16 protein-coding genes are annotated in these 16,024 nt (G+C 60.1%); 4 read left to right on the top strand and 12 right to left on the bottom strand.

From position 1 onward, the window contains the following. Position 1 precedes the first annotated feature (1 nt). From TRM7615_RS06885 to trpS, 5 genes are all read right to left on the bottom strand, one after another. On the bottom strand, positions 2-565 hold the full coding sequence (locus tag TRM7615_RS06885) for a NifU family protein (protein ID WP_108786169.1): 564 nt from the start codon (positions 563-565) through the stop codon (positions 2-4). A 69-nt stretch (positions 566-634) separates the two neighbouring features. After that, positions 635-1,228: a 2-hydroxychromene-2-carboxylate isomerase gene (locus TRM7615_RS06890; protein ID WP_108786170.1), complete on the bottom strand. Its 594-nt coding sequence runs from the start codon at positions 1,226-1,228 to the stop codon at positions 635-637. A 9-nt stretch (positions 1,229-1,237) separates the two neighbouring features. Beyond that, complete coding sequence (locus tag TRM7615_RS06895; protein WP_085797441.1) at positions 1,238-1,693, bottom strand: universal stress protein; 456 nt, start codon at positions 1,691-1,693, stop codon at positions 1,238-1,240. A gap of 80 nt (positions 1,694-1,773) precedes the next feature. Beyond that, the gene (locus TRM7615_RS06900) at positions 1,774-2,637 is read right to left on the bottom strand and encodes a branched-chain amino acid aminotransferase (protein ID WP_108786171.1); all 864 of its coding nucleotides are present in this window, start codon (positions 2,635-2,637) and stop codon (positions 1,774-1,776) included. A gap of 153 nt (positions 2,638-2,790) precedes the next feature. Next, a complete protein-coding gene (gene trpS / locus TRM7615_RS06905) occupies positions 2,791-3,822 on the bottom strand; it encodes a tryptophan--tRNA ligase (protein ID WP_108786172.1) in 1,032 nt (343 codons plus the stop codon). Between the two features lie 91 nt (positions 3,823-3,913). Here trpS and TRM7615_RS06910 point away from each other — a divergent pair, with 91 nt between their 5' ends. Beyond that, entirely contained in the window at positions 3,914-4,600 is a 687-nt protein-coding gene (locus TRM7615_RS06910; protein WP_108786173.1) for a rhomboid family intramembrane serine protease, read from the top strand. Positions 4,601-4,603: 3 nt separating this feature from the next. Here the strand turns inward: TRM7615_RS06910 and murJ are convergent, their stop codons facing one another. The 3 genes from murJ to TRM7615_RS06925 are packed head-to-tail and all read right to left on the bottom strand — an operon-like array spanning position 4,604 to position 10,105. Continuing rightward, positions 4,604-6,145 carry a murein biosynthesis integral membrane protein MurJ gene (murJ, locus tag TRM7615_RS06915; RefSeq protein ID WP_108786174.1) on the bottom strand — a complete coding sequence of 514 codons (1,542 nt, stop codon included), beginning with the start codon at positions 6,143-6,145 and terminating at the stop codon, positions 4,604-4,606. Beyond that, complete coding sequence (locus TRM7615_RS06920) at positions 6,142-8,943, bottom strand: [protein-PII] uridylyltransferase (RefSeq protein WP_108786175.1); 2,802 nt, start codon at positions 8,941-8,943, stop codon at positions 6,142-6,144. The genes murJ and TRM7615_RS06920 overlap by 4 nt, the downstream gene beginning before the upstream one ends. Beyond that, complete coding sequence (locus tag TRM7615_RS06925; protein ID WP_108786176.1) at positions 8,930-10,105, bottom strand: penicillin-binding protein activator; 1,176 nt, start codon at positions 10,103-10,105, stop codon at positions 8,930-8,932. Before TRM7615_RS06925 ends, TRM7615_RS06920 begins: the two co-directional genes overlap by 14 nt. A gap of 86 nt (positions 10,106-10,191) precedes the next feature. On the opposite strand from TRM7615_RS06925, the gene rsmI reads away from it, so the two are divergent. The 3 genes from rsmI to gshB all read left to right on the top strand — a co-directional run bounded on the left by rsmI (position 10,192) and on the right by gshB (position 12,423). Then, a complete protein-coding gene (rsmI, locus tag TRM7615_RS06930; protein WP_108786177.1) occupies positions 10,192-11,049 on the top strand; it encodes a 16S rRNA (cytidine(1402)-2'-O)-methyltransferase in 858 nt (285 codons plus the stop codon). A 1-nt stretch (position 11,050) separates the two neighbouring features. Then, on the top strand, positions 11,051-11,422 hold the full coding sequence (locus TRM7615_RS06935; protein WP_108786178.1) for a YraN family protein: 372 nt from the start codon (positions 11,051-11,053) through the stop codon (positions 11,420-11,422). Between the two features lie 62 nt (positions 11,423-11,484). Further along, a complete protein-coding gene (gene gshB, locus TRM7615_RS06940) occupies positions 11,485-12,423 on the top strand; it encodes a glutathione synthase (protein WP_108786480.1) in 939 nt (312 codons plus the stop codon). Here gshB and TRM7615_RS06945 read toward each other — a convergent pair. Genes TRM7615_RS06945 through cobU form a run of 4 tightly spaced genes read right to left on the bottom strand, consistent with a single transcriptional unit; the run spans position 12,414 to position 16,022 of the window. Next, positions 12,414-13,928, bottom strand: coding sequence for a YifB family Mg chelatase-like AAA ATPase (locus tag TRM7615_RS06945; protein WP_108786179.1), 1,515 nt, complete (start codon positions 13,926-13,928; stop codon positions 12,414-12,416). The two genes, gshB and TRM7615_RS06945, sit on opposite strands and share 10 nt — an antisense overlap. Before the next feature lie 58 nt (positions 13,929-13,986). Continuing rightward, entirely contained in the window at positions 13,987-14,859 is an 873-nt protein-coding gene (locus TRM7615_RS06950) for a glutathione S-transferase (protein ID WP_108786180.1), read from the bottom strand. A 60-nt stretch (positions 14,860-14,919) separates the two neighbouring features. Further along, the gene (locus TRM7615_RS06955) at positions 14,920-15,504 is read right to left on the bottom strand and encodes a histidine phosphatase family protein (protein ID WP_108786181.1); all 585 of its coding nucleotides are present in this window, start codon (positions 15,502-15,504) and stop codon (positions 14,920-14,922) included. Further along, positions 15,501-16,022 (bottom strand): bifunctional adenosylcobinamide kinase/adenosylcobinamide-phosphate guanylyltransferase, encoded by a 522-nt coding sequence (gene cobU / locus TRM7615_RS06960; RefSeq protein ID WP_108786182.1) that lies wholly within the window; start codon positions 16,020-16,022, stop codon positions 15,501-15,503. Before cobU ends, TRM7615_RS06955 begins: the two co-directional genes overlap by 4 nt. Positions 16,023-16,024: the final 2 nt, after the last annotated feature.

A 16,024-nucleotide genomic window follows, 5' to 3' on the forward strand; every position in this document is an offset into this window, starting at 1 on the left:
GTTAGACGGCGACGGGGCGCACCTCGGTCACTTCGGGGATGTAGTGACGCAGTAGGTTCTCGATGCCCATCTTCAGCGTCAGGGTCGATGAGGGGCAACCGGCGCATGCGCCTTGCATGTGCAGGTAAACGACGCCGCGGTCAAATCCGTGGAATGTGATGTCGCCACCGTCTTGCGCAACCGCAGGACGCACGCGGCTGTCCAACAGTTCCTTGATCTGGTCGACAACCTCACCGTCTTCGCCGGTGTGTTCCGCGTGACCCGAGGCCGCTTGGGCATCATCCGCCATCACGGGCTGGCCGGACTGATAGTGCTCCATCACCGCGCCCAGGATGGCGGGTTTGATGTGGTCCCATTCGACTGCGTCGTCCTTGGTGACGGTGACAAAATCATTGCCAAAGAAAACGCCGGTTACACCGCTGACAGCAAAAATGCGCGCAGCGAGGGGGGATTTGGTGGCTGCCTCGGCCGAGGGGAAGTCTGCAGTGCCCACTTCGAGCACGGTCTGACCGGGCAGGAATTTCAACGTCGCCGGGTTCGGTGTCGATTCTGTCTGAATGAACATGAGCAGCCTCCATGATGCGTGCATCTGATATGCGGGCACAAAGGGTGGAAGTCAATAATTGGAACCGTTCTAAATTGAGGCGGCGTGCATTATCGCCTGCTCTAAACGGTCATCGCCCCAAAAAAGCTCGTCCCCCGCGATGAAACTTGGGGCACCAAACAGGTCCAGCTTTTGCGCGTTTTCAGATTGCCCGTGTAAAGCAGCCTTTGTTTCGGGGGTGCTTGCGCCTTGCATCAGAGTGGCATCCAAACCTGCCTCAAGCCAGCACTTAGACAGAACACCGGCATCCGAAATGGCCAAGCCGCGCCCGAACTGTGCTGCGTAAACAGCACGAACAAAGGGAGCGATCCGACCCTGCTGCTTTGCCACCAACGCCAAACGCGCTGCCATCAGACCGTTTTGCGGAAATGGATCGGGTCGCAGGAACGGCAAATCGCGCGCGTCGCACAGGCGCTCCATATCACGCCACATGTAGCGACCCTTGGCGGGGTAAATGTTGAAGGGAGAGTTGTCCCAGCCCTGCGCCGCAAAGATCGGACCAAGCAAAAAGGGCTGCCAGTCGACGGCAACCCCATGACGCGCGGCGGCGTCTTCGATCCGCATGGCGCTGAGATAGGAATAGGTCGACGCGAATTCGAACCAAAATTGAATGCTCGCCGTCATAGCCCGTCCTCAGGTGATCGCTTCAAGCTTTTCCTTGCTCAGATCGCCGGGAACGATGGTGATCGGGATCGGCAGTGACCCGGACGACCGGCTGAGCTGCGACACCAGCGGGCCAGGGCCTTTTTTGTCGGTGCCCGCGCCCAGAACCAGAACGCCGATTTCTGAGTCTTCCTGAACCTGCGCGATGATCTCGTTCACCGCTTCACCTTCGCGAATGATCAACTCAGGCTCAACATGCTGTTTGTCGCGCATCCATTTGGCGAACACCTCGAAATGCGCGTGAATGCGTTCGCGGGCCTCTTCGCGCATCACTTCGCCGACGCCAATCCAGTGGTTGAACTCGTCTGGCGGAATGATCGACAGAACGGCCACGCCGCCACCAGTGTGCGAGGCGCGCATGGCGGCAAAACGCATGGCATTCAGACATTCACGGCTGTCATCCAGGACGACAAGAAACTTACGCATGGGCAATATCCTCTTTCACCGGATCATGCATTACGGGACGAGGGCTTGCAATAACAGGGTTTCTTATTCGGTCCAGAGGTTTACCCGGCTGACGCGGCCCAATCCCAATAAAGCGCACGTGCTTTGCGGGCGATAGGGCCAATCTGGAATTGCGTATCGTCCAGAGCCGTCACCGGGGTCACTTTGTTCATGTTGCCGGACATGAAAATCTCGTCCGCGTCATGGAAATCCTGGAACGACAGAACGGCCTCGCGAACCTTTACGCCATCGGCCTGCAGATTCTTGATGTGACGCGCACGCGTGATACCGGCCAGGAAGGTGCCATTGGCAATTGGCGTGAACACCTCGCCATCGCGGACCATAAAGATGTTGGCGGTGGCGGTTTCAGCCACATTGCCCATGGCGTCAGCCACAAGCGCGTTGTTGAACCCTTTGGCGCGCGCCTCTTTCAGCATCCGCGCGTTGTTGGGATAAAGGCAGCCCGCCTTGGCGTTGACGACGGCGTCCTCCAGCACGGGGCGACGAAAGCGGGTCGTGGTCAGGGTAACCGAGGCCTCTGGCGCGGCCATGGGGATCTCTTCCAGGCACAGGGCGAAGCCGGTCGAATCCTCTTGCGGAACGATGGCTGTCGGATCACCGTCGATGCCCCAATACATCGGGCGGATGTAGACGGCCTTGTCTTTGCCATAGGCCTTCAAACCCTCGTGGGCAATCTCGACCATCTCCTCGGTCGTGACAGTGGGGGTCAGCATCAGCGCTTGGGCTGAACGATTGGTGCGGGCGCAATGTGCATCCAGATCCGGGGTCAGTCCGTCAAAGAACCGGGCTCCGTCAAACACACCCGACCCCAGCCAGGCGCCGTGATCGGCCGCGCGCATGATCGGGACGTTGCCATCATGCCAGGTGCCTTCGAAATAGGTGCGGATGTTGGTGCCGGTTGCCATGGTACTCTCCCTCTCTCAATTGGAAATCTGGGTGAGAATGGGTCAGAAGTCCAGACCTGTGTGCGCTTGCAATGGAAACGTGATCACGATCAGGCAAAAGAAAACCGGCCGACTTTTTGCAAGTCGACCGGTGCACGTTTTCGGGCGATGGGATCAGACCTGAACGGGTGGAACCATGCCAACGATGTCATAGGTCTGGCGCAGGATCGGGGCCGTGATCTCACGCGCGCGCTCGGCGCCACGGGTCAGAATGCGGTCAATCTCGTCTTGTTCGTTCATCAGACGCGCCATCTCGCTGGAAATCGGGGCCAGCTTGTCGACCGCCAATTCCGCCAGCATCGGCTTGAATTCGCCAAACTGCTTGCCACCCACCTCAGCCAGCACCTGATCGACCGACTGCTCGCTCAGGGCGGCATAGATGTTGACCAGGTTGCGCGCCTCTGGGCGCTCTTCCAGGCCCTTGGCTTCGGACGGCAAGGCGTCAGGGTCGGTCTTGGCCTTGCGAATCTTTTTGGCGATGGCGTCTGCGTCGTCGGTCATATTGATGCGGCTGGCGTCCGACGGATCGGATTTGGACATCTTCTTGGACCCATCGCGCAGGGACATCACGCGCGTTGCTGCGCCTTCGATCACCGGCTCGGCCATGGGGAAGAAGTCGACGCCATAGTCGTGGTTGAACTTGGCCGCGATGTCGCGGGTCAATTCAACGTGCTGTTTCTGGTCTTCGCCCACCGGAACATGGGTGGCGTGATAGATCAGGATGTCGGCGGCCATCAGCGCCGGATAGGCAAAGAGCCCCAGCGATTGATTCTGCGCGTTTTTGCCGGCCTTGTCCTTGAACTGTGTCATCCGCTGCATCCAGCCCATGCGGGCGACGCAGTTGAAGATCCACCCCAGCTGCGCGTGCTCGGGCACCTGGCTCTGGTTGATCAGGATCGATTTTTCCGGGTCGATACCGGAGGCGATGAACCCTGCACACAGCTCGCGGGTGTTCTTGCGCAGCGTTTCGGGCTCCAGAAACTTGGCAGTGATCGCATGCAGGTCGACCATGCAATAGACGGTTTCGAACTCTTCACCCTGCATGTCCACAAAGCGTTTGATCGCACCCAGGTAGTTCCCCAGCGTCAAACCGCCCGAAGGCTGGATGCCGGAAAACACACGCGGCGTGAATTGGGTCTCGGACATGTCAGACAACTCCCGTCTGGAATAATAGGCCCATGTCGCTTACCCATGGGGCCAAAGGACGTCAACAGTCCCTCGTAACGGAGACCCGATCATGAGCAGCAATCCCAACCCCCCGGCGGTCAACCCGCTGCCGCCCGTCGTGGTGGCGCTGTGCCTGTTCATCATGGGGATCGAGCTGGCGTTCTCCTTGGGGTCGCGCGGGATCGTCGGCGGACCCGAAGCGGTCGGATGGCGATTGAACGCGATCCAAACCTATGCGTTTTCCGGCGAGATTTTTGCCTGGATGTGGGACACCGGGCGTTGGCCGATGGATCAGGTGATGCGGTTCGTGACCTATCCATTTGTGCATGGCTCGTCCACGCAGGCGATCTTTGTCTGCGTCTTTGTGCTGGCCATGGGCAAAATGGTGGCCGAGGTGTTTGGCAGCGTCGCTATGCTGTTGATCTTTGTTCTCTCTGGTGTTGGTGGGGCGCTGCTCTATGCAATCTTGTTGACCGAACCCTACCCGCTGGTTGGGGGTTTTCCCGCTGTCTATGGCCTGATCGGGGCGTTCACCTTCTTGCTGTGGGTCAACCTGTCGCTGGTGGGTGAAAACCAAAGCCGCGCCTTCACGCTGATTGCGATGCTGATGGGTATCCAGCTGGTGTTTGGCCTTCTGTTCGGAGGCACCAAGGATTGGGTCGCTGACCTGGGTGGTTTTGCAACCGGTTTTGGCCTGTCGTTTCTGTTTGTCCCGGGTGGATGGGCACGCATTCGGGCCTTGCTCCAGCGCGATTGAGCCTCAGCCGCGCCGCAGGGATTTTCGGAGATCGGACAACCGGAATGCGCCGATCAGCTGGCCCACGCCGAAATAGACCACGGCGCCAAAGATGATCAGGCAAAGCAGCGCCAGATACCGCCAGCCCGGCGTATGCAGGGCCCCGGCGGCCGAAAGGGCGGTGAACCAAAGCGCTACCCCCATTACGGCCGAGGCCGCAATGATCCGCCAGGCCCGCGATCGGAACCGGGCATCAAAGCGGGCCACCAAGCCATAACCGCGTGCGCCCCACATCAGTAACCCGATCATCGTCCAAGCCGACACGGTGGCTGCAATAGCTGCTGACAGCCAGCCCATCCATGGTTGCAAGCCAAAGGCCAGCAACGCGTTCACCACCATGGCGACAACCGCATATCGGAAGGGCGAACGGGTGTCTTCGCGGGCGAAATAAAGAGGTTGCAGCAGTTTTTGCAGGACAAACGCAGGCAACCCAACGCCATAGATCGAAACTGCAACCGCAATGGCGGCGATATCGTCTGACGTGGTTTGGCCACGCTCATACAGCACCGACACAAGCGGTAAGGGGATCACCATAAAGGCCACGGCTGACGGAACGGTCAGCATCATCGCGAACTCTCCAGCCCGCGAATAGGCATTGCGCGCGCCTTCGTCGTCCTGAGCACGTAAGCGGCGGGACAGCTCGGGCAAAAGAACAATACCAACCGCAATGCCAACAACGCCAAGCGGCAACTGGTACAGACGGTCCGCGACAAACAACCAGCTCATCGCCTTTTCGGTGCCCGAAGCCACAAATTGCCCAACCAGCAGGTTCACCTGCACCACGCCCGACGCCAGGGCCGCCGGGATCGCGATCCGGACCAGGTTCGACATCTCGGGTCCCCATTGGGGCATGCTGGGTCGCAGGCGAATGCCCGCCCGTTCTGTCGCGATCCACACAAGGGAAAGCTGCGCAACCCCTGCCACGGGAATTGTCCATATGAGCCAGATTATGACGTTTCCACCGACCACTGCGCCCAGGATCATCGCACCACAGGTGAAAATGTTCAGCAGAACCGGAGCAGCAGCCGCGGCGGCAAAACGGCCAACCGAATTCAGGACGCCCGAGAAAAGCGCCGCCAGCGACATGAAAAAGATATAAGGAAACACGACATAACCGTACCCCACGGCCAGATCGAAACGCTCATCGCCATAGGTGCCATGTGCTGTCAGCCAGACAAAGGCAGGCATGGCCACCATGCCGAGGCCCACAAGGGCCAGAACAGTCAGCCCCAGCACGTTCAGTGTTTGGTTGGCAAACCGCTCTGCATCGTCCCCACCTTCGAATTTCTTGGAAAACATTGGCACAAAAGCCGCGTTGAACGCGCCTTCGGCAAAGAAGCGGCGGAACATGTTGGGCAGGCGAAAGGCCACGACAAAGGCGTCCATCACCGGGCCTGGGCCGACCAGGGAGGTCAGCAAGATTTCCCGCACGAACCCCAGGACGCGACTGGCCAGCGTCCAGAATCCGACCGTCAGGAACCCCAAAGTCAGCCGTGATCCCCTCATGCGTTGGCCCGCTTTGCGCCTTCGGTGATCGCCTCGCGCAGTTTCTTTTCCAACGTGCGCTGTTTGCTTTCCGCGTGGTACTTCAACCCGAACATATCCTTGACGTAGAAGGTATCGACCACCTGCTCGCCATAGGTCGCGATCACGGCATTGGCGATGTAGACGTTGGTGCCGGCAAGAGCCCTTGCCAGATCATAGAGCAGTCCGGGACGATCGCGGGTATCAACCTCGATGATCGTGTAGATCTCGGACCCTTCGTTGTCGAAGGTGATGTGGGTCGGGACGTTGAACGCCTTTTCGCGCTTCTTGATCTTGTCGCGGGATTTCAGCGCATCCCGGGCCACAACCTCGCCCTTGAGGGTCTTGTGGATCATCTGAGTCAATCGAGGTAGGCGATTAGCTTCATAAGGGCGTCCCTCGGCATCCTGGATCCAGAAGGCGTCGGTCACGTAACCGTCTTTGGTGGTGTAGCTGCGTGCGTCAACCACGTTAGCCCCCACCAGGGCCAAGGCCCCGGCCACGCGGGCAAAGATGCCCGGATGATCCCACATCGCAAAACAGGCCCGCGTTGCATCGCGGTCCTCGTCCGGCTGCAGGCGGATTTCGATGTCGCCCGGATCACCGGACGCTTCGAGCGCGCGTAGCATTTCGGCGAACTCGATCTGGGTTTCTGTCTGCAGCCCCTGCCAATAGGGATCATAGTGCCGTCCCGTTTCGGCCTTGAGGTCGGTTTTGCTCCATCCCGATAGCGCCGCGCGCAGGGCCTTTTTGGCCTCGGTCCCGCGGTTCTCGCGGTTCAGGTCCTCCATCCCCGTTTCAAGCGCGCGTTTGGTTTCGCGATGCAGGGCGCGCAGCAGGGTAGCCTTCCAGTTGTTCCAGGTGTCGGGGCCAACACCGCGAATGTCACAGACCGTGAACACCGTCAGCAGATCCAGCCGTTTGACTGTCTGGACCGCCTTGGCGAAATCGCGCACCGTGCGCGGGTCGGAAATGTCGCGTTTCTGAGCCATGTCCGACATCAACAGGTGGTAGCGTACCAGCCATTCAACGGTCTCGCAGTCGGATTTGCTCAACCCCAAACGGGGTGCCACCTTGCGTGCGATCTTGGCCCCCAGGATCGAATGATCCTCGGGGCGCCCCTTGCCGATGTCATGCAAGAGTAGCGCCACATAAAGCACCTTGCGGTTGATCCCTTCCTTGAGAATACCCGAGGCCAACGGTAGCTCTTCGACCAACTCGCTCTTTTCGATCATCGCCAGGTTGGTGATGCACTGGATCGTGTGCTCGTCCACGGTATAGCTGTGATACATGTTGAACTGCATCATCGCCACGATGGGCTCGAATTCAGGGATAAAGGCCGACAGCACGCCCAGTTCGTTCATCCGCCGTAGCGCGCGTTCAGGGTTGCCGTGTTTCAGCATCAAATCCAGAAAAATCCGCTGCGCTTCCTTGTCGCCCCGCATCTCATCGTCAATGAGCGCGAGATTTGCCGTCACCAGCCGCATTGCATCGGGGTGGATCAACATGCCCGTGCGCAGCCCTTCGTCAAAAAGACGCAGCAGGTTCAGCTTGTCGGAAAGAAAGCTTTTGGGGTCGGCAACATCCAACCGTCCACGTACGACCTTATACCCTGATTTGACCCTTGGACGACGGCGGAAAATGCGCTCCAGCAATGGCTCGCTTTTCATATGCGCCGCTTCCAGCTTAGTCAGCAGGATGCGCGTCAACTCGCCAACGCGGGTGGCCTCGCGGAAATACTTCTGCATGAAGACTTCGACCGCTCGTCGACCTGCGCGGTCTTCGTACCCCATGCGCGCGGCCACCTCGACCTGCAGATCAAACGTCAGCTGTTCGGTGGCGCGATTGGTCACCAGATGCAGATGCGAGCGCACAGCCCAGAGGAAGCTTTCCGCCTGAACAAAGGTGTCAAACTCGTCCGGTGTGAACAAACCAAGGGGCACCAGTTCTTCCACGTCTTGCACGCTGTAAAGGTACTTGGCGATCCAGTAGAGCGATTGAAGATCGCGCAGGCCCCCTTTGCCCTCTTTCACGTTGGGCTCAACCATGTACCGCTCGCCCTGCTTGCGGTGGCGCAGGTCGCGTTCGGCCAGCTTGGCCTCGATGAACTCCTGGCCTGAGCCTTTGAACAGCTCGTTCTTCAGGCGTTCATCCAGTTCTTCGGCCAGCGGTGAGTGACCGGCCAGGAAACGTTGTTCCAGCATGGCCGTACGGATGGTGAAATCTTCGGTTCCCAGGCGCAGACAATCCTTGATCGTGCGCGAGGAATGTCCAACCTTGAGCCGCAGATCCCAGAGCATGTAGAGCATCGATTCAATGACGCTCTCGGCCCAGGCGGTAATCTTGTAGGGCGTCAGGAACAGCAGGTCGACGTCCGAAAACGGTGCCATCTCTCCGCGTCCGTATCCGCCAACAGCCAGCACAGCGATGCGTTCGCCTTGGGTCGGGTTTGCCAGCGGGTGCAGCACTTCGCTTGCGACATAGAGTGTCGCGCGCACCAGACCGTCAGTCAAATAGGTATAGGAACGGGTCAAGGGGCGCGCGGCAAAGGGGGCACGTGCAAAGGCTTCGGCAATTTTGGCACGACCTGCTTTCTGCGCATCGCGCAACACGCCCACCACCGCGTTGCGGATGGCTGCGTTGTCGGATGTGTCATCTACGAAGGCATCAATGCGCTGACGAATGTCGTCAGCGTCAAAGATGTCGTTTGGTTCGCAGATCAATGTGCCCGGAGATTGGGGTACCAACGGGTTTGTGGGGGGTATTTCAGAAACCGGCACCGGAGAAGCTCTGTGGCGCAGGGTCGATCACGACAACCTGCTTGTCCTGGATTGTTGCGACCGCCAAGCCGCGCTCATTTGTGCCGTTGGGCAGCAGGCGAAAGATGCCGCCAACGCCCTGGAAACCGGCGCTTTGGGTCAGGGCGGCCCCCGTCAAAGCGTTCGAATTGCCAGAGCCGACAAGCGCCCCAATGGCAGCGATCCCGTCATAGGCCAGGCCACCAATTGGATGCGGAGCGCCTCCGTAGGTCGCGGAATAGCGCGCTTTGAAGTTCTGCGATTTGCTTGGGTCCGGCAGCGCAAACCAGCCACCCTGTACACCGGGCAGTTCCAGAGTTTGCGCCGGGATATCCCAACGGGTCAGGCCGATATATTGCGTGTCCACGGTCGAAACGCCTGCTTCGGGCAGCAATTGCGTAAAGAGTGGTAGTGCGCCGGCAGTGGTTGCGGTGAAAAAGAGCGACTGAGCGCCGCTGCTGTCAACCGTGGCTTTGACTTGCGGGATAGAGTTGATCACGCCTTGCTGCGAGCGTTCGAACGCGACCGATCCGCTTTGGGTGGCCGAGGTTGCGTTGATGGCGTTGGTGATGGCGGCCCGGCCCAGCTGACCAGCTTCGTCGTTGCTGTGCACGACGACGATGTTGCCCTTGCCTGTGGCTGCGGCGTAGCCGGTCAGGCGCTTAGCAGTGTTGTCAAAAGTCGGGCCCAGGACAAAGACGTTGCCGCCTGCGATGTTGGTGTTGTTTGAAAAGGACAGGACGTTGACGTTCTTGTTCAACACCGCCAGGCCCGCTGCATTGGCGGCCTGCGCATAAACCGGGCCGAGGATGATCTTGGCTCCGTCGCCAACGGCCTGCTGCGCCACAGCCGATGCAGTGGCCGCGTCACCTGCCGTGTCGTAGACGCGCAGATCAATCTGCACATTCCCAAGATCACCGATTGCCAGACGGGCTGCATTTTCCAGGCTTTGCGCCAGCACGGCGTCCCCTGATTGCGCCGATCCTTTGGGCACCAGCAGGGCGACCGGCACCGGCTCCGAAGTGTTGATCGATGGTCCGCCGCTGGTGATTCCTCCGGGTTCGCAGGCTGCCAAAAGCGCAGCAGTTGCCAGACCAAGGACCGACAGGGTCACCTTGCGGGTCGACTTCAAAACGGCAAACATCTAAATCAAAACTCCCTCATCCGGCCTTGTTCAGCCGAGTTATGTATAAGCCGCGATAATAAACGTCAGAAAGGTCGGGTCCAGCGTTGAATCACCAAAAGGTCAGATTGCCCTCGGGGCTCTACTTTGTCGGCACGCCGATTGGCACTGCGCGTGACATTACCCTGCGGGCGCTGGATGTGCTGGCCTCGGCGGACATGATCGCGGCCGAGGACACGCGCAGCCTGCGTCGGTTGATGGAAATCCACGGCGTGCCGTTGGACGGGCGGTACATTCTTGCTTATCACGATCACAGCGGCGCAGGCGCACGGGCCAAGGTTTTGGATGCTCTGGAGGCTGGGCAATCCGTTGCCTATGCGTCCGAGGCCGGGATGCCATTGATCGCGGACCCTGGATACGATTTGAGCCGCGCTGCCTCCGAGGCCGGGCATATGGTCACGACGGCACCGGGTGCAACGGCGGTGGTGACGGCGCTGACATTGGCGGGGTTGCCGACGGATGCGTTCTTTTTCGCTGGTTTCCTGCCGAATGCCAAATCCGCGCGCCGCTCTCGGTTGGAGGAGCTGCGCGAAATCCCCGGCACGCTGGCCTTCTACGAATCGCCCAAGCGGGTTGCGGCCAGCCTGTCTGACATGGCGCTGGTTCTGGGCGCAGACCGGCCTGCCGCAATGTGCCGAGAGCTGACCAAGAAGTTCGAAGAGGTGCGGCGCGGTACATTGCAAGAGCTTGCCGATTCCCTGGCTGATGACCCGGTGAAGGGTGAGATCGTGGTGCTCGTCGACCGTGCCTGTTCAGGTCCTGTTAACGAAGAAGACATAGAAACGGCCCTGAAACAGGCGCTGGAAAGTCATTCGGTCAAGGATGCGGCAGATCTGGTGTCCAAGATGTACGGGCTTCCGCGCAGGCCGCTCTATCAAAAGGCGCTGCAGCTCGGGAAAGGGTGATATGTCGGTACAGGTCTGGCGCGGATCGATGGCTCATTACGCAGGTGACGCCGCCGAACAGATCGTGGCACGCACCTATACCGACATGGGGTTGGAGCTTGCCGAAACCCGATGGCGGGGCCAATCCGGTGAGATTGATCTGATCCTTCGCGACGGGGACGCGGTTGTTTTTGTTGAAGTCAAAAAGAGTCGAAATCTCGATCAGGCTGCCTTGCGGCTGGGACGTAGACAGATCGAGCGAATCTATGCAGCAGGTTCCGAATTCCTGGCAAATGAACCAAAGGGTCAACTGACGGATGTGCGCTTTGATGTGGCCCTGGTCGACGCGACAGGACAGGTTCAAATCCTTGAGAATGCGATTGGGATGGGGTGAACCCCATTGAACCCGGCCTGCGCCTGCGCCATGTATCGGGCAGCAGACAACAAGGACGCGCCATGAAAATCGCCTTTCAGATGGACCCGATCGGGAATGTGGACATCAACGCGGACAGCTCGTTCCGCCTCGCCGAAGAGGCGCAGGCACGGGGTCATGAGCTGTTCTACTACAGCCCCGACCACTTGGCCTATCAAGAGGGACGGATCACAGCGCGCGGCTATGATATGACAGTGCAGCGTGTCGCAGGCGACCCGGCCGTTCTGGGCGAGATGCGCGAGGTCGATCTTGCAGATTTCGATGTGGTGTGGCTGCGCCAGGACCCGCCGTTCGACATGCACTATATCACCTCGACCCATCTGCTGGATCGGCTCAAGGGGCAGGCGCTGGTGGTCAATGACCCGTTCTGGGTGCGCAACTATCCCGAAAAGCTGTTGGTTCTGGATTTCCCCGATCTGACGCCGCCGACCACAATTGCGCGCGATCTCGACACCATCAAGGCGTTCAAAGCCAAGCACGGCGACATCATCCTCAAGCCCTTGTATGGCAACGGTGGTGCAGGCGTGTTCCGTCTGGACGCCAACGACCGCAACCTGTCATCCCTGCACGAGCTGTTCACCGGGTTCAGCCGCGAGCCGCTGATCGTGCAGAAATTCCTGCCCGACGTCAGCAACGGCGACAAGCGGGTGATCTTGGTTGATGGCGAGGCGGTAGGAGCGATCAACCGTGTCCCAGCCGCGGGTGAAACGCGCTCGAACATGCACGTTGGTGGACGTCCCGAAAAGATCGGCCTGTCAGAACGTGACCTGGAGATTTGCGCTGCCATCGGGCCTTTGCTGCGCGAAAAGGGCCAAATCTTTGTCGGCATCGACGTCATTGGCGATTACCTGACCGAGATCAACGTGACCTCACCCACAGGCATTCAAGAGCTTGAACGCTTTGACGGCGTCAACATCGCCGAAAAGGTCTGGCAAGCGATCGAGGGCAAGGTTCAGGCATAAGCCTTTGTCGTGATCCGGAAACTCAAGGCTTCGGCTACATGGGGTTTGCGCACGTCGTCGGACCCTTCAAGATCTGCGATCGTGCGCGCCACCCGCAAAATGCGGTGATAGGCGCGCGCTGACAGGCCGAATCTGTCGGCGGCCTTCAAGAGCATCTCTTTGCCCTCTTTGTCCGGTGTGGCGATGGCTTCGAGCACCGACCCCTCGGCATCGGCGTTCTGCGCAGCGTCTGGAGTTTCACGAAACCGCTCGGCCTGCACGGTGCGGGCGGTTGCGACGCGTGCAGCGACGGTTTCCGACGGGTCACCGGATGGCGGCAAATCGAGGTCGGCAAACCCCACTGGCGGCACTTCGATCCGCAGATCGAACCGGTCCATCAACGGGCCCGAGATGCGCCCCAAGTAGTCCTCACCACAAATCGGCGCGCGGGAACAGGCCCGGGCAGGGTCCGTCATGTAGCCGCATTTGCAGGGGTTCGCGGCGGCCACCAGCATGAATTTGCAGGGGTATTTCACATGCGCATTTGCACGGGCGACCATCACCTCTCCGGTCTCGATGGGTTGGCGCAGGGTTTCCAGAACTGTGCGCGAGAACTCTGGAAACTCATCCATAAAAAGCACCCCGTTGTGCGCCAGGGAAATCTCGCCCGGTTTGGCGCCTTTGCCGCCGCCCACGATGGCGGCCATGGACGCGGTGTGATGGGGTTCGCGGAAGGGGCGCGTCATCGAAATCCCGCCCTCATCCAAAAGCCCGCTGAGCGAATGGATCATGGATGTGCTGAGTGCCTCCGCGGCGCTCAGCGGCGGCAGGATGCCGGGAATGCGCGCCGCCAACATGGATTTGCCCGACCCCGGCGTTCCGATCATGATCATGTGGTGGCGACCCGCAGCGGCAATCTCCAGCGCGCGTTTGGCGCGTTCTTGGCCCTTCACGTCGCGCAGGTCCTTGGCAAACGGGTCGGAATGGATCTCACCAGCGGTGGCGGGGGACAGCAGGGCCTGGCCGGTGTAGTGGCGCACAACGGTGGCCAGCGTGTCCGCGCCGAGGACTTGCGCGGCATCGACCCAGGCGGCCTCGGCGCTTGACGCTTGCGGGCAGAGCAGCATCCGGTCGTCTTCGGCCGCGGCCATGGCAGCAGGTAGGGCGCCGACCACAGGGACCAGGGAGCCATCGAGGGACAGCTCTCCTAACGCGACGGTCTGCTCGGCGGTTTCCTTGGGCACGATTTCAAGCGCTGCGAGCAGGGACAGCGCAATCGGCAAGTCGAAATGGCTGCCCTCTTTGGGCAAGTCAGCAGGCGAAAGGTTAATGGTGATCCGTTTCGAAGGCAGTGCGATGGCCATCGAACTCAGCGCCGAGCGCACCCGGTCGCGCGCCTCGGACACGGCCTTGTCCGGCAAACCCACGATAGAAAACGCTGGTAGCCCGGGGGTAACGGCGCATTGCACCTCGACCAGGCGGGCGTCAACGCCTTGAAAGGCAACGGTATAGGCGCGGGCGACCATCTCTGTCCTGTTCATTGGTTAACAAGACATTGCTAGCGCCCGCGTGGTTGAGGAAAGGTTAACGCGCCCCGATCATTTCCACGAAGGCGGGCCAGGCCTCGGGGTCGGCGACGGTTTTGTCGCGACAGAACGAGTTGCACAGGCCCCAGATCTGACCATCGAGTTCCAGGAAATCCTGCACCGGCTTGCCCGAATAGGGGCAATGCGTGTTCTCGCCGGATGTCGCCTCGACCGCCTTGGCCTTGTGGCTTGCAATCGGCCAGGCGGATGTTGGCAGGTCGACCGGGTAGGGAAACGGATCGTAAGTTTTGGTCAGTCCCATCGCCCGCCATTGACGCACCGACAGATCCGACAGCAGCTCAAGGCAATAGGAGCGGTTGGCCTCGGACACGGGCAAGCCATAGCCGATGATACGGGCGGCGACGGGGGTGTAGAACACATCCGCCAGCGAATAGGTGCCGAACAGCGGACCTGTGGTCGCGCCCGAAACGGACCGGGCATGCGCCCAGAGGGTTTCGATCCGTTCAAGATCGATGCGCGTTTCGGGCGAAGGTTCAAACCCCTCGTAGCAATGCAGCAGTTGCATCGGGCATTCCCCGCGCAGGGCCCCAAACCCTGCGACCATTTCGGCACAAAGCCAGCGTGCGGCGGCGCGGGCCGCCGGGTCTGACGGCCACAATCCCGCATCAGGATTCTCTTCGGCCAGCGTCTCTGCCATCGCCAGGCTTTCGCCGACAACGGTTCCGGCTGCTGTGCGCAGGGTCGGTACCAGACGGGCGGGGGCAAGCGGGGCCATGTCTGCGGCCATGGTCCCGGAGTAAAGGCCGATCATGTGGGTTCGGTGGGGGATGCCGAATTTCTCGAGCATCAGCCACCCGCGCATGGACCAGCTGGAAAAAAGCTGGTCACCGATGAAAAGGTCGTAATTCATGCGCGTGAGGGTAAATGCGGTTCGACCGATCAGTAAATCGGATTTTTGTGCGCCTTCACATCACGGAATATGATTGATGCGGTGCACGTCCCATCCTTGTGGATGGTGCGTGAGCTCTGTCACCGACAGGTTGTCGATCTTGTGTCCAAAGGCTTGTTCAGCATCCAGACGCAAGGCGCGCTGCACCTGGGTCAGGATGACCCCGAAATGCGCCACAATGATCAGGTCATGCCCCGTGTGTGAGGCAAGCAGGGTGTCAACGGCTGCATCCACGCGGGCGCAGACCTCGTTCCAGCTTTCTCCGTTTGGCGGGCGCACGTCGCCCGGCGTTTCCCAATAGGCTCGAATGCGGGCGGGGTCTTCGGCATCGATTTCAGCAAAGCGGCGCAGTTCCCAGTCGCCGAAATTGATCTCGCGCAGGTCCGGATGATGCGGCAGGCGGGTGCGGCTGCCCTGAATGGCACTGGCGGTGTCGGCGGCCCGGGACAGATCCGACGAAATCACGATGGCCGGATGCGGCAGGTGATCGGACAGGCGCGCAATGGCTGCAGTATCGCTCAGGTCGGCGGGCAGGTCGGACCAGCCGACCATGGATTTCGCGTGTGTGGGTCCGTGGCGCACCATGTGCAGGCGGGTCGTGGTCATGGCAATTGTCCTTTCAGCACATGAGGTAGGCCAACGGTGACGGAAATCACCAGATCGGCCTTGGCGGCCAAAGCGATGTTCAGCCTGCCTTGCGCCTCGCGAAACTGCCGGGCCAGGGCGTTTTCGGGGACGATCCCATGCCCCACCTCGTTCGAGACCACGACAACCGATGCGGCGGTGTCGGCAATGGCGCCTAAAAGTCGATCTTGAGCCAGGGCCAGATCACTTTCCGCCAACAGATGATTGCTCAGCCACATGGTGGCACAGTCGATCAAACAGACGTCGTCTACGGTCAGCTCAGACAGGGTATCTGCCAACTCCAAAGGGGTCTCGACCGTGTGCCAACCAGCTCCACGCTGCAGAATGTGCCGATCAATTTTGGCCTGCATTTCAGCATCAAATACTTGTGAAGTGGCTAGGTAAACTCGGTTTCTTGTCGATGAAACAACGAGTTGCTCGGCGTAGGCTGATTTGCCCGACGCCGCACCTCCAAAGATAAAGGTGAATTTTGGAAACAAGT

This window comes from Falsiruegeria mediterranea M17 (assembly GCF_900302455.1).
Classification (GTDB): domain Bacteria; phylum Pseudomonadota; class Alphaproteobacteria; order Rhodobacterales; family Rhodobacteraceae; genus Falsiruegeria; species Falsiruegeria mediterranea.